We start from the raw sequence: 20,328 nt of genomic DNA, 5'->3' as shown, positions 1-20,328 counted from the left end.
TCGGTCTAGGACTCTATCCCGTCGTCTTGGAGAACGGTGAATCCTCGTGCCGTCAAGGCGTTCCGTAGTTCCACCCTGTCGTCGAGGGCAAGGTTCACTCCCTTGACCTCCTGCCACACTTCGTGCCCGCGCCCGGCGACCAGGATGGTGTCCTCCGGAGCGGCCAGGTTGACTGCTTCACGGATGGCAGCATCGCGGGGGAAAACTTCCATGATTTTGCAGTCAAGCCGCTCGGCTTCCTTGGCGTCTGTCGCACCGACCAGCACTTCGGCGCGGATGGCCGCGGCGTCCTCATCGTGGGGGTCGTCGTCGCTGACGATCACGACGTCGGCGAGCCGGGCTGCGGTCGCGCCCATGGACGGGCGCTTGCCCTGGTCGCGCTGGCCGGTGGCGCCGAAAACCACGATCACCCTAGACGCGGGCTCCGCGGACCGGACGGCCTCCAGGGCGCGTGCCAGTGCATCCGTGTTGTGCGCGAAGTCGACGACGGCGGCCGGCCGGGCGGAGACCAGCTGCATGCGGCCGGGCACCGCGACGGTGAACGGATCCCGGGCATCGAGTGCCGCCTGCACTTCGGCAGGGTCTGCACCGCCGGCGAGCACCATCGTCAGGGCCAGCGCCGCGTTGGAGACGTTGAACGCGCCGGGCAGGCCCGTGTGCACGCGGAGTTCCAAGCCGTTCCGGCCGCGGAGGGTGAATTCCGTACCGAGGCCGCGAGGCTTGGGGGCGGTGACGGTCCAGTCAGCGGCTGCTGATCCGGCCGCCGGCCCGCTGCCGGGCTGGAGGGTTGCGAGCGTGGTGACCGGAAGCTCAGTCTGGGCGGCGAGCCGCCGTCCCCACTCGTCGTCGACCGTCACGACGGCGGCACGGGCGCGTTCGGCGGTGAACAGCTCCGCTTTGGTCCGGAAGTACTCCTCCATGGTGCCGTGCAGGTCCAGATGATCCTGGGTGAGGTTGGTGAAACCGACGACGTCGAAGACCACACCGTCCACGCGGCGGAAGGACACCGCGTGCGAGGAGACCTCCATGGATGCGGCGTCAAGGCCGCGTTCCCGCATGAGGGCAAGCAGGGCGTGGACATCGGTGGATTCCGGGGTGGTCAGGAGGCTCGGAATCGGGTCCCCGCCGGCCAGGATCTCGATGGTGCCGATGAGCCCGGTCTTCTTGCCCATCGCCTGCAGCAGGGCATTGATGAAGTACGTGGTGGTGGTTTTTCCATTGGTGCCGGTCACGCCAAACACCGAGGGGCCCGGGAGGTCTGCGTCCTGGCTCCGGTAGATCAGCCTGGACAGGCGGCCCACCACGCTGCGGGGCTCCGCCACCACCAGCACGGGCACAGCGAGGTCCGAGCCGACGGCCAGAAGCCGCGCGCCGGCGTCGTCCGTTAGAACTGCAGCCGCGCCGGCCTCGATCGCCGTTGCGGCGAAGTCGGCACCGTGCCGCGCCGCTCCCGGCAGGGCAACATAAAGGTCTCCGCGTTCCACGGAGCGGGAGTCGAGCGAGATGCCGGTGACCTGAACAGACTCGGAGGCCGGGGGCACGGGAACACCCACTGACTGGCCGATGACACCCAGTTCGACGGCGGCGACGGCGGTGGGCCGGAAGCCGCTCTTGGATGCCTGCCCCTCCGGGGCGTCGGCAGTGCCGGGGTCATGGTGCTGTGACAACTGGATCTCCGTTGGTGCTAGCGGACCAGCGGACACGGCAGAACTGTTGTTCAGGTGTACCGCGGGTCTTTCTTGGCGGGCGTTACTTAGCGAACTGCGTCATTTGGCGAACTGCGGCAGCCTGACGGGCGTGCCCTTGGACGGCGGAACGTTGTACGTCCGCAGTGCCTGGCTCATGACCGAGCGGAACACGGGCCCGTTGGTGATCCCGTAAATGGACCCCTTGGGACGCTGCAGGACCACCTCCACAATAAACCGCGGATCGTCCATCGGCGCCATCCCCACCATCGAGGCGGTGTACCCGCAGAAGCCTGCGGTCCCGTCGTCGCAGGGCGATTGTGAGGTACCAGTCTTGGCCCCGACCCGGTAGCCGTCGATCGCGGCCTCCTTGATCTGGCCCTCGGTGACGGCACTTTCGAGGATATCCCTCACCTGCTGCGCCGTCTGCTCCGAGACCACCCTGCGGGACGGCTTGGCCGCCACCTTTTCCTCGGTTCCGTCCGGGCTGATGTAGCTGTCGATGAGCCGCGGCTGCAGCATCACGCCGTCATTGGCGATGGACTGGTAGGCGCGGACCGTCTGGAGTGTCGACTGCGAGACACCCTGCCCGAAGAGCACCGTGTACTGCTGGCGGCCGTCCCACTGGTCGGCCGGGGTCAGGATGCCCTTCGCCTCGGCCGGCAGGCCGATCTCCGGTGCCTCACCGATGCCGAACTTCTGCAGCCAGTCGTGCCGCTGGTCCTTGCTGAGGCGCTGGCCGGCCATCACGGTGCCCGTGTTCATGGACCAGCCCAGGATGCCCGCCAGGGTCCGCTTCTCGGTCCCATGGGAAAAGGAATCGTCGAATTGCTGGCCGTCCACCACCAGGGACGGCGGGATGACGAACGTGTCCAGCGGTTTGGCCTTGCCTTCTTCGATGACCGCGGCGGCGGTGATCATCTTTTCCACAGAACCGGGCTCGTAAGCGGCCGTTACGGAGCGGACGCCACGGTCCTCCGCGGCCACCTTGCCGGGGTCGTTGGGATCGGGCGTATTGGTGTCGGCCATGGCGATGATATTGCCCGTCTTCACGTCCGAGACGATGATGACCCCCCACTCGGCGCTGAGCTTGTCCGACTGGGTCTGGATAGCCTGCTGGGCGAAGTACTGGAGGTCGGAGTTCAGCGTGAGCTTGACGTCCTTGCCGTCCTGCGCGGGCGTCAGTTCATCGATGCCCACGGGAATGCGGAGGCCGTCGGCGCCGATTTCGAACACGCGCTTGCCCGCAGTGCCGCGCAGTACTTCGTCCTGGGTCTGCTCAAGGCCGGCCTGGCCGGTGGTTCCGTTCTCAAGGAAGCCCACAATGCCGCCGGCCACCGAGCCGTTCGGGTAGACACGCTTGCTGGTTCCCTCGGAGAAGATGCCCGGGATCTGCAGTTCCGAGACCCGGTTTTCGACGTCCGGCCGGAGGTCCTTGGCCACGATGTAGTAGGTCCTGGTCCCGGTGACGGATTTCCGCACGTCCTCGGTGTCCATGCCGAGGACGGCGGCAAGCTCGGTGATCCCCTGGTCCCGGGAAACGGTGACGAGTTCGTCCTTGCCGTTTACCTTTTCCAGGCGCTTGAAGGATTCGGTCTTGGTGTTTACAGACTGGTCAACAGTGATGTTGTAGCGGATCACGCTGTTCGCCAGCACTGCTCCGCTGGCGTCCAGGATGCTGCCGCGCTCGGCCGGCAGCACGGTGGGGCGCAGCCTGTTGTCCAGGGCAGCTTCAGCCATGCCGCCGACGTCCAGTCCCTGCACCAGGAAGAGCTTTCCGCCGACAACCACCAGCAGGGCAAGCATGATGCTCAGTCCGAGGCGGAGCCGCTTCGTGGCGTTAGCAACCTTCTTCTTGCTTGCCTTGCTCTTGCCTTGCGCCACGCTCATCCCCTACTGCTTGCCATGCGGGCTACCAGCCGCCTGTTCTTGCCCTACTGCCCCGGCGCCCTTTGCTCCGGCGCCGGAATGGTGCCGCCGTTGAGTGCCGCGGGCTTGGCCGCAGCCGCCGGCCTGGCCGGCGTCGCAGCGGCCGGGGCCGCCTCCGGCTCGGCAACTGCCGTTTCACCGGCAGCCGGTGCCCTGCTTTCCAGCGGCTCGCCCGAACTGGCGGGCGGGACCACGTTCAGCTGACCCGGGACGGCAGGGGCAGCGATCACCGCTCCTGCCGAGTCTCCCTTGACCGCCGGCCTGGCATCTCCGCTCACGGTCAGCGTGGAAAGATCAACCTGGCCTTTGCCGGTGGAAGCAACCATTCCCAATTGTGCGGCCTTGGCAGCAAGATTCTGGGGAGCCTCAAAGTTTTGCACCTGCTGTGTCAGATCCTGGTTCTGCTTGGTGAGCGCCGTCTGCTCGGCGCGAAGCTTCACCAACTGGTACTGCGCTGTGGAAACAGAGATGTTGAGCACCAGCACCGCAATCAGCGCGGCCGCCAGCATGCCGAAGCACAGGACGACGAAGGGCGCGCGGCGCTTCCGCGGTGCGGACCGGACCAGGGACAGGGGGGTGCGGGCCTTGCGGGCCGAGCCCGGAAGCCCGGCCTCTATGTCGTGGACGCTCGGGCCGGACGGAAGGGCGAGGTTCCTGGCAGCTGCGGTGCTCATGTTGCTCTCCTGGCTCTGATGCGTTCCACTGCGCGCAGCCGGGCTGATGCTGCGCGCGAATTCTCTGCGATCTCGACGGCGGTAGGCACCTCGGTGCCTTTGGTCAGGGTTTTGAGTTCGGCCTTGTGTTCTTCAAGCTCCACGGGGAAACCGAGCGGAGCAGATGATTTGGAGCGGGCTTGGAAAACGCCCTTGACGATCTTGTCTTCCAGCGAGTGGTAGGACATCACGACGATGCGGCCGCCGAGCGCGGTGGCGTCCACCGCCGCCGGAACAGCACGCTCGAGGACCTCGAGTTCCTCGTTGACCTCGATGCGCAGGGCCTGGAAGGTGCGCTTAGCCGGATGTCCGCCGGACTTGGCTGCGGCAGCCGGAACCACCGCCCTGATCTGCTCGACGAGTTCCCCCGTGGTGGTGAACGGCTTTGCTGCCCGGGCGGCAACGATCCTGTTGGCGATGCGCCCCGCGAACTTTTCCTCACCCCACTTGCGGATGATCCTGACCAGTTCCTCTTCGCTGTAGTTGTTTACGACGTCCGCCGCAGTCTGGCCGCGGCTGGTGTCCATCCGCATGTCCAGGGGTGCGTCAAAGGAATAGGCGAAACCGCGTTCGCGCTCGTCGAGCTGCAGGGACGAGACCCCGAGGTCCATCAGGATGCCGTGGACCTCCGGAATGCCGAGGTCCTCCAGCACCTCGGCGATTTCGTCGTAAACAGCGTGGACCAGGTCCGTGCGGGCCGCGAAGGGCTTGAGCCGCTCCCCCGCCAGTGCCAGCGCTTCTTCGTCACGGTCGATGCCCACGAGGTGCAGGTCCGGAAAGCGCTGGAGCATGGCTTCAGAGTGCCCACCCATCCCGAGCGTGGCGTCAATGGCCACCGGCGTTTCACCGCGCAGGCGTGCCGCCTCGAATCCGGGCGCCAAAAGATTGATGCACCGGTCCTTCAGGACCGGTACATGGCGTTCGGACGTGGGCTTCGGCTGGTCGGGTTCTGTCATGCCTTCGTCCTTCCTTGAGCGCCTGGAACGGTTCCTTGGGGGTGGTTTCTTGGGCCAGATCCCCATCCGCGCCTATCCCGTTGGCTGCCTGGCTCCGGGGAAGTGAGCCAGGTCGTCGGCAGGGATGGGCGGCTGGAGATCTCGTCCAAGAAACGGTTACGGGGTGGGCCGGCCTAAAGGATGCCGGCGATGGGGTTGTCAGTTTCAGAGAAGGAGGTTTCCTTCTCCGCCAGGTACTCATTCCAGGCCTGGGCATCCCAGATCTCCGCGCGGGTGCCGGCCCCAATTACGGCCAACTCCCTGCCGAGCCCTGCATACTCCCGGAGCGCGGGAGGAATGGTCACGCGCCCCTGCTTGTCAGGTACCTCGTCCGAGGCTCCAGAGAGAAAAACCCGGATGTAGTCACGAGCCGACTTGTTGGAGATCGGAGCCTCCCGGATCTGCTCGTGTACCCTCGCGAATTCCTGCTCGCTGAAGACGTAGATGCAGCGCTCCTGGCCTCGCGTGAGAACAAGTCCGCCGGCAAGTTCCTCACGGAACTTGGCGGGAAGAATGATCCTGCCCTTTTCGTCAAGACGCGGCGAGTGTGTCCCAAGGAACACGTCCCACCGCCCGTCTGCCGTCAGAAGCCGAACAACCCCCGCGCTGCCACTACCCTCTTACGCGCTCCACTTTACTCCACTTCTCCCCACAGTCAACGCGACGCGGTGACTTCTCTGCCGCGGAGACAAACAATTTTCCGCGGAATGGCGGGGATTTTGCCTGGGGGTGGAAAGTGGAGGGAAATTCGGCCGCTTCGCCTTACTGCCGCCGCAGCGATCTCAGCTTTGGCACGCCCGCTCCCGTGCGGTTCCCCGGGTTACACGCGCAGTTCCCCGGGTTAAAGCGGAATGACCCGCCGTGGCGGGTCATTCCTGGCTTATTGGCGCCCAACCGGAGCTGGACCCGGTGGCGCAATGTGGATGGTGGTGCGATGTGGAGGATGGTGCGGTGTGGAGGATGGTACGAAGTGGAGGTGGTGGGAAGTGGAGCGCTGGGCTCAGGACTCCCCGCGGCGCCTTTCATCCCAGCGTTCCTCGAGGCTGTTCATAAAGGAGCTCTTGCTCTTGGACTTCCGGCCATGCCCGCCGGCCTTCGCTTTGCCGGCCGCAACGCTGCGCATCGTGGCAAAGTAAACTCCGGCGCCCATGACGACGAACCCGAGGACCCCTACGAATATGTTCTGGAGGGAGACCCCTACCAGGAGGAGCAGCACCCCGGCCAGTGTGGCCAGTACGCCAATTACGATGTGCCGGGTGGACCAGCTGCGGCCGGGATCCGAGCCCATGGAATTGGCAAACTTGGGATCGTCCTCATGCAGTTGCCTCTCGAGTTGCTCGAGCAGCTTCTGTTCGTGCTCCGAGAGCGGCATCACGACCTCCTTAAGTAGGCCAACGTCCAGACAGGCCGGAACCGGTTGTTCCTGCCTCGTCAACGACCGGCATGCTATCCAGGTTCCCGTTCCTGCCAGCCTTGGCAGATCCAGGAATTCAAGCATACTGACGCGGCGGGTCAGGTGATCCACACATGTCCAGACGTTCGAAATCTTTGTATCTATAAGGATAGTTTGTTGGGCGCTGTTCTGAAAGACGCTGTTCACGGGCGGCAAAAGAGGCTGGCCCTTGACCTGACACCGATTCGCGCCCATGAACGCGGTTTCCCGCACCGGCGGGTGTCGCCGGAATCACGTCAGGGGTTGCGGCTTCCCGGCTCAAGCAGCCGGGCCGGAAGCACGGACTTGCTGCCGAACTTCTCCGCCACCTTGTCCAGTGCCTGTTCAGCGGCCCGCCAGTTGTCGTCGCGCCTGTCCAGGCTCAGCTGAAGGGAGGTCTGGGCGGCCGCTTCGAGCTGCTCCGCACGGACACCCACTAGCCGGACCATGAGGGGCCGGCTGCCCAGCGACTCCAGCAGCTGGATGGCCACGGCGTAGATCAGCTGCGCGCTGTCCAGTGGCGTGTGCACCGTGCGGCTTCGGGTCACCGTGGAGAAATCGGCGTACCGCAGCTTGAGCGCCACAGTCCGTGCCACCAGCCCGGAAGCGCGCAGCCGCTCGGCAGTGCGGTGGGACAGTCGCAGCAGCTCGCGGTGCAGCAGGGCATCGTCCGCTGTGTCCAAGGCGAACGTTTCCTCCGCCCCGATGCTCTTCTCTACCCGCACCGGGGTGACCGTCCGGCTGTCGATACCCCAGGAGAGACGGTGGACGTGTTCGCCGGTGGCGCCCAGCACCTTCTTGAGCGAGGATACCGGCGTCGCGGCGACATCGGCCACGGTACGGATCCCCATGCGGGCCAGCACTTCAGCAGTCTTGCCTCCAACACCCCACAGGGCGTTGACCGGAAGGCTGTGAAGATACGGGACGGTCTGCTCCGGCCGGATGAGCAGCAGCCCATCCGGCTTGCACCGGGTGGAAGCGATCTTGGCCACAAACTTGCTGGCGGCAATCCCCACTGACGCCGTAATGCCCAGCTCGCTGGCGACCCTCCTTCGGATCAGCTGCCCTATTTCACTCGGCGGACCTAGCCTGCGGATGGCCCCTCCGACGTCAAGGAACGCCTCGTCCACGCTGAGCGGCTCAACGAGCTCGGTAATGGACTCGAAGATGCCCATCAGCTGGCCGGAGACCTCGTAGTACAGCTTGTGCCTGGGCTCGATGATAACGGCCTGCGGACACAGCCGGTGGGCCACCGCCATGGGCATCGCCGACTTCACGCCGAACCTGCGGGCCTCATACGAAGCAGACAGCACGACGGAACGCTCCGCCGGAAAACCCACTATGACCGGCCGGCCCCGCAGATCAGGGCGGGCGCGCAGCTCCACCGAGACAAAAAAAGCGTCCATATCGACGTGCATGATGCTCGCCCGCCGAAGGTCCCGCAGCCGCGCTTCCGCCTGCTCTCTGTCGTCGTCCGGCCCCACATCTGCAATCCTATGCCCTGCGCCTGACTAAACTGGAGGCTGAATCCGGCATCAACACCCAGGAGGACCGCACCTGTGAAGGTCATTGGAACGCTCATGCCTGCCCGCCTTGGGCTGCTCGCCGTTGGAGCGGCCGTAGTGGCGGCGGCCTCAGCGTGCTCGGCACAGGCGCCCGGTTCCGCAACGCCCGCGGCGACGGCATCGGCCTCACGCGCTGCCGCGCCAACGAACACGGCAGCCGCCACGGCGTCTCCCACGGCAACCGCCAGTCCGTCTGCCTCCCCCGGCACGTCGGCCACCGTGGGAGCGCTCGTCGCCGGCTTCCCGTCAAAGCTTGTGCCCGTGATGCCCGGGGCCAAGGTGGTGGCCAGCAGCTTCGACAAGTCAACTTCCCCGGCCACCGCCGCACTGGTGGGCTCAACGTCGGCCAAGCCAGCCGCCGTCGTCGCCTATTACACCAAGGCGCTGGAAGCGCAGGGCTTCAAGCCCGTCCCCGGCAACTCGGTGGGCAGCGTGGCATCAAAGGACTTTGTACGGGCAGGAAACGAGACGGTTAACATCGCAGTCCCCCAATCCGGCGGAGTTTCAACGTTCACCATCGGCGCCAACGTGACGCCCGAGTCCATCAAGTGATGGTGGCCGAGCAGCTTCGCGTGGAGCAGGCGGACTTCGTGGCCGCCGTAGCGGGAAAGCTGACAGACTTCCTGACCACCCGGCAGTCGATCATGACCGCCATCTCGCCGGATATCGATCCCATCATGGGATCCATCTCCAACCTGGTCACCGGCGGAAAGCGGTTGCGCGCCCTTATGTGCTACTGGGGATGGCGCGGAGCGGGCGGTCCTGCCTCCGCCGAGGACATCGTCACAGCAGGCGCGGCCCTTGAGCTGTTCCAAGCCGCCGCCCTGATCCACGATGACATCATTGACCGGTCGGACACCCGCCGGGGCGGACCCAGCGTGCACCGCCGCTTCATTCAACTACACGAGTCCCAGGGCTGGGCCCTCGACAGCGAACGCTTCGGCCACGCCGCAGCCATCCTGGCCGGCGACCTGTGCCTGTCCTTCAGCGAGGAAGCCTTCACCGACATCGGCGCAACGGCGGCCTCAGGAAGCAGGGCAAGGCTGATCTTCAACCTGATGCGTTCGGAGGTCATGGCGGGCCAGTATCTGGACATCCTCGAAGAGGTGGCCGGGCCGGTCCGGGACCGTGCAGGGGCTGTCAGCCGCGCCCAGTCAATCATCCGGTTCAAGTCGGCCAAGTACTCGACGGAACATCCGCTCGCGCTGGGCGGGGCGCTCGGCGGGGCCTCTGACGAACTGCTCCGGGGCTACTCCGCGTTCGCACTCCCCCTGGGCGAGGCCTTCCAGCTCCGCGACGACGTCCTGGGCGTCTTCGGAGACCCGGTGACCACCGGAAAACCCGCGGGAGACGACCTCCGGGAGGGCAAGCGGACAGTGCTCGTGGCCTTCGCCCTGGACCTGGCCACGCCCGAGGAGTCCGCGTTCATCGACTCAAAGCTCGGTAGCCCGGAGCTGAGCGAGGACGACGTGGCCGAGATCCGCCGAATCATTGCGGACTGCGGAGCGCTGCAGGCCACAGAGGTGCTGATCGAGGAGTTCGGCGCGGCGGCGTACGCAGCCCTCGAGCTTCTGCCGCTGGAGGACCTCCCCAAGACCGCACTCCGGCGGCTGGCGGAGGCGACGGTGAGCCGGGCCGCCTAAGCGGCCGGCCCGGCCCGTTTCATCACACTGGGTCTATAACCAGGCTGGGTTTATTACCAAGCTGGGTTTATTACCAGACTGGGTTTATTACGAGACTGGGTCTACTACCAAGCCAGGGACTGCGCCCGGCGGCGGATTTCTGTCTTGCGACCCTCACGGAGGGCATCGATGGGCCGCCCGCGCAGTGACTCGTCAGGGGTAAAGAGCCAGCCGATAAGCTCTTCGTCCGAGAAGCCCGCGTCTGCCAGCACAACGATGGTGCCCTTGAGGCTGTCCACGACGTGGCCGTCCTGGAGGAATGCCGCCGGCACCGAACGGATCCGGCGTTCCCCGATCCGCAGGGCGGCCAGCGCCCGCTCATCAAGAAGCCCGTGGACTTTGGTAATGGACACATCCAACAACTGGGCAACGTCGGGCAGGGGCAACCAGTCGCCTACAAGGGTTTCTACAGTACTCACGGGTCAAGGTTGCCATGGCGGGCGCCCGCAAGCCTAGTCGAAACGGCGCCCGTGTGCGCGCGTTCCATTTTCGCGCGCGACACTCCCAGCCCGGCGGACTTTCCGGCTGAAATCTGATTCTTGTGCTAACCGAAAAATCGTGAGAGATTCACATAGATAACATTCGCAACACGATTAACATCAGTAACATAGGTATCACGAGCAACTGGCACGACCGACAGCATTCGCCGCTGAGAAGAGGATCTTTCCCATGACGACGACCCGCTCTACCAAGCAGTCACCCCGGCCGGGCCTGCCCCTGATCGCGGCCACGACGGCCACGCTCCCTGCCGTCATGCTTTCCTCCCTCGCGGTCGCCCAGCCCGCAGCGGCCGACGTCCGGCCCGCTACAGTGCCCGCGACGCTCGCCGCGGCCATCGAGGCCCAGGCCGCCGCAGTCAAAGCGGGCATCATCCCCGCAGCCTCCGTGCCGGCTGCGATTCCTTCAGGCCTTCAGCCCACCCGCGTCACGCCGGCGGCCCACACGGTGGTCCGCGGGGACACGGTCAGCGGCATCGCCGGCCGGTACGGGCTGAGCACCACTTCCGTGCTGAAGCTCAACAACCTGAAGTCAAACTCCGTGATCTACCCGGGGCAGCGGATCAAGCTGAAGGCCGCCACGGCTCCAGCGGCCCAGGCGCCCGCCAGAACGGCTGCCAGGACCTACACCGTCAAGTCCGGCGACACTTTGGGCGGCATCGCCGGGCGGCACGGCGTCAGGCTCTCCCAGGTGCTCAGCTGGAACGGGCTCAAGGCATCATCGATCATCTACCCCGGCCAGAAGATCCGGCTCGGTGCCGGCGCCGCTGTCGCTGCGGCCCCGGCCAAGGCGGCCGCACCGGCTGCCGCCCCTTCAGCGTCCTATGTCATCAAGTCCGGGGACACATTGTCCGGCATCGCATCCAGGCACGGCGTCAAGCTCGCGGCCATCCTGTCGGCGAACCGGCTTAAGGTCACCAGCATCATCTACCCTGGCCAGAAGCTCGCCATTCCCGGGAAGGCCAACGCCGTCCAGCCGGCATCCAGCGTCACGCCGCTCGTGCCCAGCTCCTTCCTCGGCTACACCTACCCGGCAGCCGTTGTTAGCTCGGCCAACAAGAACAAGGCCCTGCTCAACGCCTCGCCGGTTCCGTCCCTTGCCCAGATGCAGTCCATCGTGGCCGACACGGCACGGCGGATGGGCGTGGATCCGGCACTGGCCCAGGCCTTCGCGTACCAGGAATCCGGGTTCAACCAGCGGGCCGTGTCACCGGCTAACGCCATTGGCACCATGCAGGTCATCCCGTCCTCCGGCGAATGGGCCTCCGACCTCGTGGGCCGGAAGCTGAACCTGCTTGACCCGTACGACAACGCCACCGCCGGAGTGGCGATCATCCGCCAGCTGATCCGGACCAGCAGGAGCCTGGATTACGCCATCGCCGGCTACTACCAGGGCCAGTACTCCGTCAACAAGCACGGAATGTACACCGACACGAAGCACTACGTGGCAGCAATCAAGGCGCACCGCAGGACCTTCAGCTGATGCCCTGAATTGCCCTCAGGGCCGGGGTACCCTGGCCGCCGGGAGCATAACGATACGGGTCCGGATCGCATGTTGATTCGGACCCGTTTCAGTGCAGCACTTAGTATCGAAGAGTGCAGGAAAACGCTTTAGGCAGTTTCGTTGGATCGCTGGTGGACAACCGCTACCAGGTGAAGTCCCGGTTGGCGCGGGGCGGGATGTCCACCGTCTATGTGGCCACGGACCAGAGGCTGGACCGTGATGTTGCACTGAAAGTCCTGCATCCCCACCTGGTCAACGACGGCAATTTCCTCGACCGCCTGGCCCGCGAAGCACGGGCAGCCGCCAAGCTCTCACACCCGCACGTGGTGGGCGTCCTCGACCAGGGGCACGACGGAGACACCGCCTACCTCGTCATGGAGTACATCAAGGGGCATACCCTCCGTGACGTCATCAACAGCAAGGGCGCCCTGTCCCCCCGGCTGGCCCTGGCACTCATCGATCCGGTGGTGGAAGGCCTGGGGGCTGCCCATGCCGCAGGCATGATCCACCGCGACGTCAAGCCGGAGAACGTCCTAATCGCCGACGACGGCCGGATCAAGATCGGTGACTTCGGCCTCGCGCGCGCCGTGACAACCACCACTAGCACAGGCGCCCTGATTGGCACTGTCGCGTACCTCTCGCCGGAACTGGTCCTGGGCAAAGCGGCCGACGCGCGAAGCGACATCTACGCCACGGGCATCATGCTGTTCGAGATGCTCACCGGACGCCAGCCGTTCGAGGGCGACGTCCCCGTCCAGGTGGCGTACCAGCACGTGAACTCCACTGTGGGCGCTCCCTCTGGCCTGGTTCCCGGGCTCGCGCAAGAGGTGGACGAACTCGTGCAGTGGTGTACCGCCAGCGACCCCGAGCAGCGGCCGGTGGACGGCAATGCCCTGCTAGAGGAACTCCGCCACATCCGGACCAACCTCACCGACTCCGAACTGGATCTGCAACCCCCTGCAGCCATTCAGGCTGCCGCGGCGGCGGGCACAGTCCCCGACGCTGGCCCGCGCAGCACGGGCGCTCCGCCGCCACCCGCCCGGATGCCGTCCCGGATGCCAGGAAACCTGCCCGGCCAGGGAGGCGCGGCAACACCGGGAAGCCAGGCAAACGAGACAGACCAGGGAAATCACACCGAGCTGCTGGCGCCCCTAAACAGCGATGACGTCCCCCGGAGCCGCCCCACAGAAGTCATCTCACGCACCAGCAATCCGACCACCGTGTTTTCCACCCCTGTCTCTCCGACCCCTGTCTCTCCGAGGCCTGTCTCTCCAGGGCCCGTCTCTCCAAAATCCGGCCCAGTCCTTCCGGCCTACGGATTCGACGACGACGACGAGGCGGAGGCGGCGCCGCTCCCGCTGAGCAAACGGGAACAGCGGAAACTGGACCGCCACGAACAAAAAGAACGGTCACGCGCGGCGGCCACTCCCGTCCGGACGCTCCGGGAGGGGAATTCCCGGCGCAGGGGCGCGCTTTGGATTGTTGTCCTGGTGCTCCTCGCCCTCCTCGCCACCGGCGCGGGATGGTTCTTCGGCATGGGGCCGGGGTCCCCCGGGATCGTGCCGGCCGTGGCGAACAGGACAGTGGCGCAGGCCCAGCAACTCCTCCGGGACGCAGGCTTCCAGTCCAGCACGCAGGACGTCTTCGATGACGATGTCAAGGCCGGCCTCGTGGTGGGATCCGAACCTGGCGCCGGAACGGAGATCCGCAAATTCCAGCAGGTCTCGCTGTTCGTGTCCAAGGGTCCGCAGCTTTTTCCCCTGCCGCAGCTGGCGGGCAAGACGCTCGATGCCTCCAAGGAAGCGCTTAACGGCGCCGAGATGGCCCTGGGCAAAGTCACCGGGAAGTTCGACGAGGAGATCCCGGCAGGAACGGTCCTAGGCCAGGCCCCGGCGGCCGGAACGCCCGTGCGGCACGGCACGCCGGTGAGCCTCACAGTTTCGAAGGGCCCGCAGCCCATTCCGGTGCCGGACGTACGCGGACAGGACCAGGATGAGGCCGTCCGTTCAATTGAGGCTGCCGGACTCCAAGCTGAGGTGGCCGACGAAACCGTCCACGACAGGAACATTCCGAAGGGCGCCGTGGTCAGCCAGGAACCCGCTTCGGGAACGCTGACAAGGGGCCAAACGGTCACCCTGACGATTTCCGAGGGGCCCAAGCTCGTAAAGGTGCCCAACTACATCGGCAAGCAGGTGGAAGACGCCACCGAGGCGCTGCGGAAACGCGGCTTCGAAGTCCGCGTCAACGAAGTCCTCGGCGGCTTCTTTGGCACGGTGCGGGACCAGGATCCCGTGGACACCGAGGTGCCCGAGGGCTCCGTCATCACCCTGACCGTGGTGTAGCCGGGACCTTCTGCGAAGCCCAACAGCAAAAGACCGGCGCCGGGAAGTCCCCGGTGCCGGTCTGTTTTTGCTTTTGGGCTTAGCGGTGTTGGTGGGCTTAGCGGTGTTGGTGGGCTTAGCGGTGTTGGTCCGCTTAGCGGCGGGTGAGCGCGCCTGCCACGAGGAACGCCATCTCCAGCGACTGCATGTGGTTCAGCCGGGGATCGCAAACCGACTCGTAGCGGTCGAGGAACGCTTCCTGGTCGATGGGGTCGGCGCCGCCGAGGCATTCGGCCACGTCATCCCCGGTCATCTCGACGTGCAGGCCGCCGGGAACCGTCCCCAGGGCATGGTGCACTTCGAAGAACCCGCGCACCTCGTCGATCACGTCGTCGAAATTCCGGGTCTTGTAGCCGTTGGGTGAGGTGACGGTGTTGCCGTGCATCGGATCCGTGACCCACAGGACCTGGGCGCCGGAGGCGGTGACCTTTTCCACGAGGGACGGGAGCTTCTCGCGGATATTGCCGGCACCCATGCGGGTGATGAAGGTGAGCCTGCCGGGTTCGCGCTCGGGATCCAGCTTGTCGATAAGGCGCAGGGCGTCGTCGCCGGACGTGGACGGACCCAGCTTGACGCCGATCGGGTTGCGGACCCGGGACAGGTAGTCCACGTGGGCGTGGTCCAGCTCGCGGGTACGCTCGCCGATCCACAGGAAGTGGCCGGAGGTGCCGTAGGGCAGGCCGGTGCGGGAGTCGATGCGGGTCAGCGCACGCTCGTAGTCGAGCAGGAGGGCCTCGTGGCTGGCAAAGAACTCAACCCGCTTCAGGGCTTCAAAGTCGGCGCCGCAGGATGCCATGAACTGGATGGCGCGGTCAATGTCGCGCGCGAGGGACTCGTAGCGGGCGTGGGCAGGGTTCTCGGTAAAGCCCTTGTTCCAGGTGTGCACCAGACGGAGGTCCGCGAATCCGCCCTGGGTGAATGCCCGGATGAGGTTCAGCGTGGATGCGGAGGTGTGGTAGGCGCGGAGCATGCGGCTGGCGTCGTGGCCACGCGACTCGGGGGTGAAATCGTAGCCGTTCACGATGTCGCCCCGGTACGCCGGCAGCGTCACGCCGTCACGGGTCTCGTCGTTGGAGGAGCGTGGCTTGGCGAACTGGCCGGCCATGCGCCCCATCTTGATGACGGGCATCGCCGCGCCATAGGTCAGGACCACTGCCATCTGCAGGATCGTCTTCACCCGTGCGCTGATCTTGTCCGCCGTGGCACCCTCAAAGGTTTCCGCGCAGTCACCGCCTTGGAGCAGGAAGGCCTTGCCCTGGGCTGCCGCGGCGAGACGCTCACGCAGGATGTCCACCTCGCCAGCGAAAACGAGCGGCGGGAGCGCCGACAGTTCCTTGACGGAGGCGTTGAAGACCTCGGAGTCCTGCCAGCTCGGCTGCTGAGAGATGGGAAGGTCCCGCCAGTTGTCGAGTCCGGGATAGTTGGCCGCACCGCTCTGTGAAGTGCTGGTCAGGGAAGAGGCAGGTTTTGCAGATAGCTCAGTCACACTACTAAGAGTAGTTGGCTGGGCCGGCTCGGGACACCCGGACTGTCATGCGCCCGGCTGCACCGTCACAGACAGCTACGCGGACCGGGAGGAACCGGCCTCCCCCGGCTCCGGCCCGGCCTTCCCCGCCAGCCTGAGCTTGACCACCGAGGCGTACTCGTCCACGTATTCCTGCCCGGAGAGCCGCATGAGCTCGTACATGACCTCATCCGTAACAGACCGCTGGATCAGCCGGTCATCGGCCATGCCCTCGTACCTGCTGAAATCCAGGGGCTTGCCGAAGATCATGCCGATCCGCCGGATGTTCGGCAGCCGCTTGCCGATGGGCTGCACCTTGTCCGTTCCGATCATCGCCACCGGGATGACGGGGACACCGGCCTGGAGGGCCAGCCGGGCCACCCCCACCTTCCCGCGGTACAGCCGCGAGTCGGGGCTGCGTGTCCCCTCCGGGTAGATGCCCAGCAGTCCGCCGTGGGTAAGCACATCCATGCCCGCATCGAGCGAGGCCGCCGAAGCCGCACCCCCGGATCGGTCCATGGGGAGCTGGTTGGTCAGCCGGAAGAACAGCGCGGTCAACCGGCCTTTGAGCCCCTTGCCCGTGAAGTACTCGGATTTGGCCAGGAAAATGACGGGCCGCGGCACCATCAGCGGCATAAAGATAGAGTCCGAGAATGAAAGGTGGTTGGAGGCGATTATGGCCGCCCCCTCGGACGGGATGTTGTCCAGCCCTTTGACCCACGGCCGGAATAGAGTGCGGACCACCGGTCCCAGGAAGATCCGCTTCATGACCCAATAGAACACGTGTCTTACCTCTCCGGAAGGCCACCGCCCGGGCGTTCCAAAGGGCCCGGCGGCACTGCAATGCAACCCTACTCTAGTGAGAATTGTCCGGAACAGTGACACGATGGATCCATGACAGAAAGCAGCGACCGCACAAGGCCCGCCGCTTTCAGCTATGCGGGACACGGAGCCAATGCGCGGATCGGAATCGCCATTTCCCACGGCTTCACCGGCAGTCCCCTCAGCATCCTGCCGTGGGCCGAGTTCCTGGCCGCGCAGGGCTATGCCGTCACAGTTCCGTTGCTCCCCGGGCATGGCACGAGCTGGCAGGAACTGGCCAGGACAGGATGGCGGGAGTGGCACGGTGCCTTCGAACAGTCGTATCTCGAGCTGGCGGCCAGGACCGACGAATGCTACGTGGCAGGCCTCTCCATGGGCGGCGCCATCGCCCTGCTCACCGCCTCCCGCCACAATGTGGCGGGCGTCGCCGTCGTCAATCCGGGCCTGAGCTTTTACGACCGGCGGGTCCGGATCATTGGCCTGCTGAAGTACATCCAAAGAACCACCGTGCCCATCGCGGAGGAAAACCCGACGGCGCCCCACACCGACGACGGCGACTACTCCGTTACGCCGCTGGCGGCGGTACACCAGCTGAAGAGGCTGTTCGCTGCCGCTGTCCGCGGCCTGCCGCGGATCACTGCCCCGGTGCTGGTCTTCAAGTCGGTCAACGACGTTGTGGTGCCACCGACGTCCCTCAGCCTGATCCGGAGGCGACTCGGCTCGGCGGCCCTCGATGTGGTGCTGCTCAGGAACAGCGGCCACGTGGCTACGCTGGACACGGACACCCAGGAGATTTTCGAGTCCTCGGCGCAGTTTTTCCAGCTGCATTCCCGAAGCCACATACCGTCGGAGAAGACATGACCACAGTTCCCGATCACAGCCCGTTCACCAGCGCCTTCTCCGGCGAGGGGCCGTCCATCGGCATCGCCCTGTCCCACGGGTTCACCGGCAGCCCACACAGCCTGCGTTCGTGGGCCCAGTCGTTCGCAGACGCCGGCTTTGCCGTCAGGATGCCGCTGCTGCCGGGCCACGGCACCACCTGGCAGGAGCTGTCCCGTAACCGCTGGCAGCAGTGGCATAACGCGATGGACGCCGCGTACCTCGAGCTCGAGTCCGAGTGCGACCTTGTCTTCGCAGCAGGCCTGTCCATGGGCGGCGCCCTGGCACTGCGCCTCGCGGCGACCAGGCCCGTCGCCGGAGCCATCGTGGTCAACCCCGGCCTTGTCATTGATGACCGCCGTGCCCCGCTGGCCGGGGTCCTCAAGCTGGTCCTCAAGAGCACGCCGGCAATAGCCAACGACATCCGCAAGCAGGGCGTCGACGAGGGCGCATATTCCCGTACCCCGGTGGCAGCCGCCCACGAACTGAATAAGATGTTCAAGGACACGGTCCGGCTGCTGCCGCGCATTACAGCGCCGGTCCGTGTGTTCCGCTCCACGGTGGACCACGTTGTTTCCGATACCAGCATCACGGCCCTGCGGCGCGGGCTCATCCACGCCCCGCTGCAGCTCACGCGGCTCGACAACAGTTACCATGTGGCCACGCTGGACCACGATGCCGACCAGATCTTCAGCGGCTCGGTGGACTTCATCCGCTCCGTGGTGGCGGACGGCCACCGGGGATCCGCCGACTCCGCGACAGCCAGCCAGAAGGGCGCGACCGATGAATAGGCCCGATTCGAATTCATCCGATCCGAGTGCCAACCAGGATGACGCCGTCTGGCTCGACCTGGTGGCCAGGCTTCAGGGCGACAGCCCGGCTCCCGATGCGGACGCTGTACCAGGCGACGTGCCGAGCGACGGGCAATCCCCCGCTGCCAAGTCCCCGCGCCATCACGGCGGTCCCCGTCACAGCACGGCCACCAACGACGACGCAGCCGACGACGCCGGGCCTGCACCGGCAGAATATCCGGACGCCGGTTCCGGTCCGGAAGGCGCGGCAAGACGCTTCACCGACTTCGATCCCCTAGGTCTGGCGCCACGGGCGCCCCGGGAACTGTCAGCCGCCGAGCGGCAGCAGGCCGCCGACCGTGAGAAAGCAACCGGGCAGGAGAAAGCGGACCGGTCCGGACAGCCTGGCGTTCCCCCCGGCACCGGGGACCCGCGCGACTACAGCGTCGAGGACGACGACGGTGAGTTTGTGCCGGAGGAGCCGCCCAAACTTTCAGCGACGGACCCGCTGACGATGCTCGCGTGGCTGGGCGCCGTCGGCGCTCCGGTTGCCCTGGTCCTGTCGTCGATGTTCTGGCGCTCCGCGCCGCTGCTGGCAATCCTCGGCATGGTGGCCGCCTTCATCGGGGCTGTGGTGTATCTGATCATGAAGCTGCCGCAGGAGAAGGACGAGAACGACGACGGCGCCCGGGTCTGACGCTTCCGTCTTCGGTCGATGGGGCTCAGCGGTGCGTGCGGCTGCTGGCCCGGGACAGGTCGGCAGCCCCGATCAGGCCGGCATTCGGCCCAAGGGCGGCCAGGTCAATTTCTGCGGCAGGACGGAATCCGCGGCCGGTGAGGTTCCGGGCGAAGGCCTTGCGCGCCGGAGCTACCAGCAGCTCGCCGGCCGCGCACAGACCGCCGCCAATCACGAACTTCCCGGGATCGAGGGCGGCAGCAAGGTTCGCCAGCCCCAGACCGAGCCAGTTCCCGACGTCCTCCAGGAGCTCCCGGGAGGCGGCGTCGCCGGCGATGGCCAGTTCGGTCACCGTGGTTCCGGTGATGCGCTCGGCGCTTCCGTCGACGGCCTTCAGAAGTTCCTGCGCCACCGGCGAGTTCGCCATCGCCAGTTCCCGGGCCTCCCGGCCGAGGGCATTCCCTGAGGCGTACTGCTCCCAGCAGCCGCGGTTGCCGCACTCGCACCGGTGGCCGCCGGGCATGATGATCTGGTGGCCGAACTCTCCCGCCACACCAAACCTGCCGCGCTCGACGCGCCCGTCCATCACCATGGCCCCGCCAATGCCAGTGCCAAGGGTGATGCAGACCAGCCGGTCCTGCCCCTGCCCGGCACCGAAGCGCCACTCGGCCCAAGCCGCAGCGTCGGCGTCGTTAACCAGCATCACGGGGCGCCGCAACAGGTGCTGCAGGTTCGCCCGCAGCGGTTCGTTCCGCCAGGCGAGGTGCGGGCTGAACAGCACCGTGCCGCCGTCGAGATCCATCCAGCCGGCGGCGCCAATGCCCACCGACCGGATCCGGGCACCTGCGCTCAGCTCCTCGACCAGTTCCACGATGACGCGCTCCACCGCACGCGGGTCGCTTCCCGGCGTGGACCGGCGCGCCTCGCGCAGGATGCGGCCCTCGGCGTCCACTACGCCCGCGGCAACCTTGGTGCCGCCGATGTCGATGCCGATGGCAAGTCCCCGGCGGCCCAGCCGCAGTTGCTGCCGGAAGAGACGGTGGCCAGCCAACTGACCCCCGTACCCCGAAGCCAGGCGCCGCGACACTAACTGCCGCGTCTCCGCGCGCCGGGACGCCCAGCCCCGTGGCTCGCCGCTCCGGATGGAGTCAAGGGGCGGGGCTGGCTGCTCGTTGGGCGGGGAGGGCTGCATAGTCCCCCATTCTAGGTGTCGCCGCAGAGCGTCGTCGCAGGTAGGACACCCGGACGACACGACCTGCGCACTGGTGGCGCG

General features: G+C 66.2%; 18 protein-coding genes. 7 read left to right on the top strand and 11 right to left on the bottom strand.

Features of this window, described 5'->3' with window-relative positions; translation table 11 throughout:
* Positions 1 to 5 precede the first annotated feature (5 nt).
* The 7 genes from LFT45_RS08865 to dinB form a co-directional block, all read right to left on the bottom strand.
* The gene (locus LFT45_RS08865) at positions 6 to 1,667 is read right to left on the bottom strand and encodes a UDP-N-acetylmuramoyl-L-alanyl-D-glutamate--2,6-diaminopimelate ligase (RefSeq protein ID WP_236807978.1); all 1,662 of its coding nucleotides are present in this window, start codon (positions 1,665 to 1,667) and stop codon (positions 6 to 8) included.
* Between the two features lie 99 nt (positions 1,668 to 1,766).
* Positions 1,767 to 3,575 carry a peptidoglycan D,D-transpeptidase FtsI family protein gene (locus tag LFT45_RS08860; protein ID WP_236807977.1) on the bottom strand — a complete coding sequence of 603 codons (1,809 nt, stop codon included), beginning with the start codon at positions 3,573 to 3,575 and terminating at the stop codon, positions 1,767 to 1,769.
* A 44-nt stretch (positions 3,576 to 3,619) separates the two neighbouring features.
* Positions 3,620 to 4,288 carry a hypothetical protein gene (locus LFT45_RS08855; protein ID WP_236807976.1) on the bottom strand — a complete coding sequence of 223 codons (669 nt, stop codon included), beginning with the start codon at positions 4,286 to 4,288 and terminating at the stop codon, positions 3,620 to 3,622.
* Entirely contained in the window at positions 4,285 to 5,283 is a 999-nt protein-coding gene (gene rsmH, locus LFT45_RS08850; protein ID WP_236807975.1) for a 16S rRNA (cytosine(1402)-N(4))-methyltransferase RsmH, read from the bottom strand. The genes LFT45_RS08855 and rsmH overlap by 4 nt, the downstream gene beginning before the upstream one ends.
* A gap of 173 nt (positions 5,284 to 5,456) precedes the next feature.
* On the bottom strand, positions 5,457 to 5,885 hold the full coding sequence (mraZ, locus tag LFT45_RS08845) for a division/cell wall cluster transcriptional repressor MraZ (protein WP_102973964.1): 429 nt from the start codon (positions 5,883 to 5,885) through the stop codon (positions 5,457 to 5,459).
* Between the two features lie 437 nt (positions 5,886 to 6,322).
* Complete coding sequence (locus LFT45_RS08840) at positions 6,323 to 6,694, bottom strand: DUF3040 domain-containing protein (protein ID WP_102973963.1); 372 nt, start codon at positions 6,692 to 6,694, stop codon at positions 6,323 to 6,325.
* A 317-nt stretch (positions 6,695 to 7,011) separates the two neighbouring features.
* Complete coding sequence (dinB, locus tag LFT45_RS08835) at positions 7,012 to 8,172, bottom strand: DNA polymerase IV (RefSeq protein WP_440158587.1); 1,161 nt, start codon at positions 8,170 to 8,172, stop codon at positions 7,012 to 7,014.
* Between the two features lie 141 nt (positions 8,173 to 8,313).
* Between dinB and LFT45_RS08830 the strand changes: the two genes are divergently transcribed.
* Positions 8,314 to 8,871 (top strand): hypothetical protein, encoded by a 558-nt coding sequence (locus LFT45_RS08830; RefSeq protein ID WP_236807973.1) that lies wholly within the window; start codon positions 8,314 to 8,316, stop codon positions 8,869 to 8,871.
* Entirely contained in the window at positions 8,868 to 9,962 is a 1,095-nt protein-coding gene (locus LFT45_RS08825) for a polyprenyl synthetase family protein (RefSeq protein ID WP_440158559.1), read from the top strand. The genes LFT45_RS08830 and LFT45_RS08825 overlap by 4 nt, the downstream gene beginning before the upstream one ends.
* A 104-nt stretch (positions 9,963 to 10,066) precedes the next feature.
* Here LFT45_RS08825 and LFT45_RS08820 read toward each other — a convergent pair whose 3' ends face one another.
* Positions 10,067 to 10,420, bottom strand: a complete 354-nt coding sequence (locus tag LFT45_RS08820; protein ID WP_236807971.1) for an Rv2175c family DNA-binding protein — start codon at positions 10,418 to 10,420, stop codon at positions 10,067 to 10,069.
* Positions 10,421 to 10,670: 250 nt separating this feature from the next.
* Between LFT45_RS08820 and LFT45_RS08815 the strand changes: the two genes are divergently transcribed.
* A complete protein-coding gene (locus LFT45_RS08815) occupies positions 10,671 to 11,981 on the top strand; it encodes a lytic transglycosylase domain-containing protein (protein ID WP_236807970.1) in 1,311 nt (436 codons plus the stop codon).
* Positions 11,982 to 12,094: 113 nt separating this feature from the next.
* Positions 12,095 to 14,344 carry a protein kinase domain-containing protein gene (locus tag LFT45_RS08810; RefSeq protein ID WP_442863609.1) on the top strand — a complete coding sequence of 750 codons (2,250 nt, stop codon included), beginning with the start codon at positions 12,095 to 12,097 and terminating at the stop codon, positions 14,342 to 14,344.
* A gap of 133 nt (positions 14,345 to 14,477) precedes the next feature.
* Here the strand turns inward: LFT45_RS08810 and LFT45_RS08805 are convergent, their stop codons facing one another.
* Both LFT45_RS08805 and LFT45_RS08800 read right to left on the bottom strand, forming a co-directional pair.
* Positions 14,478 to 15,869 (bottom strand): class II 3-deoxy-7-phosphoheptulonate synthase, encoded by a 1,392-nt coding sequence (locus LFT45_RS08805; RefSeq protein ID WP_236807969.1) that lies wholly within the window; start codon positions 15,867 to 15,869, stop codon positions 14,478 to 14,480.
* Positions 15,870 to 15,944: 75 nt separating this feature from the next.
* Entirely contained in the window at positions 15,945 to 16,670 is a 726-nt protein-coding gene (locus LFT45_RS08800) for a lysophospholipid acyltransferase family protein (protein WP_236807968.1), read from the bottom strand.
* A 111-nt stretch (positions 16,671 to 16,781) separates the two neighbouring features.
* Between LFT45_RS08800 and LFT45_RS08795 the strand changes: the two genes are divergently transcribed.
* Genes LFT45_RS08795 through LFT45_RS08785 form a run of 3 tightly spaced genes read left to right on the top strand, consistent with a single transcriptional unit; the run spans position 16,782 to position 19,076 of the window.
* Positions 16,782 to 17,570, top strand: a complete 789-nt coding sequence (locus LFT45_RS08795) for an alpha/beta hydrolase (RefSeq protein ID WP_236807967.1) — start codon at positions 16,782 to 16,784, stop codon at positions 17,568 to 17,570.
* Positions 17,567 to 18,379 (top strand): alpha/beta hydrolase, encoded by an 813-nt coding sequence (locus LFT45_RS08790; RefSeq protein ID WP_236807966.1) that lies wholly within the window; start codon positions 17,567 to 17,569, stop codon positions 18,377 to 18,379. The genes LFT45_RS08795 and LFT45_RS08790 overlap by 4 nt, the downstream gene beginning before the upstream one ends.
* Positions 18,372 to 19,076, top strand: a complete 705-nt coding sequence (locus LFT45_RS08785; protein ID WP_236807965.1) for a GlsB/YeaQ/YmgE family stress response membrane protein — start codon at positions 18,372 to 18,374, stop codon at positions 19,074 to 19,076. The genes LFT45_RS08790 and LFT45_RS08785 overlap by 8 nt, the downstream gene beginning before the upstream one ends.
* Positions 19,077 to 19,101: 25 nt before the next feature.
* On the opposite strand, the gene LFT45_RS08780 is transcribed toward LFT45_RS08785, so the two are convergent.
* A complete protein-coding gene (locus LFT45_RS08780; protein ID WP_236807964.1) occupies positions 19,102 to 20,247 on the bottom strand; it encodes an ROK family glucokinase in 1,146 nt (381 codons plus the stop codon).
* Between the last annotated feature and the right edge of the window lie 81 nt (positions 20,248 to 20,328).

The sequence above is a fragment of the Arthrobacter sp. FW305-BF8 genome (genome assembly GCF_021789315.1).
In the GTDB taxonomy this organism is placed as follows: Bacteria; Actinomycetota; Actinomycetes; order Actinomycetales; family Micrococcaceae; genus Arthrobacter.
Note: the sequence above shows the minus strand (reverse complement) of the source record. Positions and strands in the feature narration are given on the sequence as shown.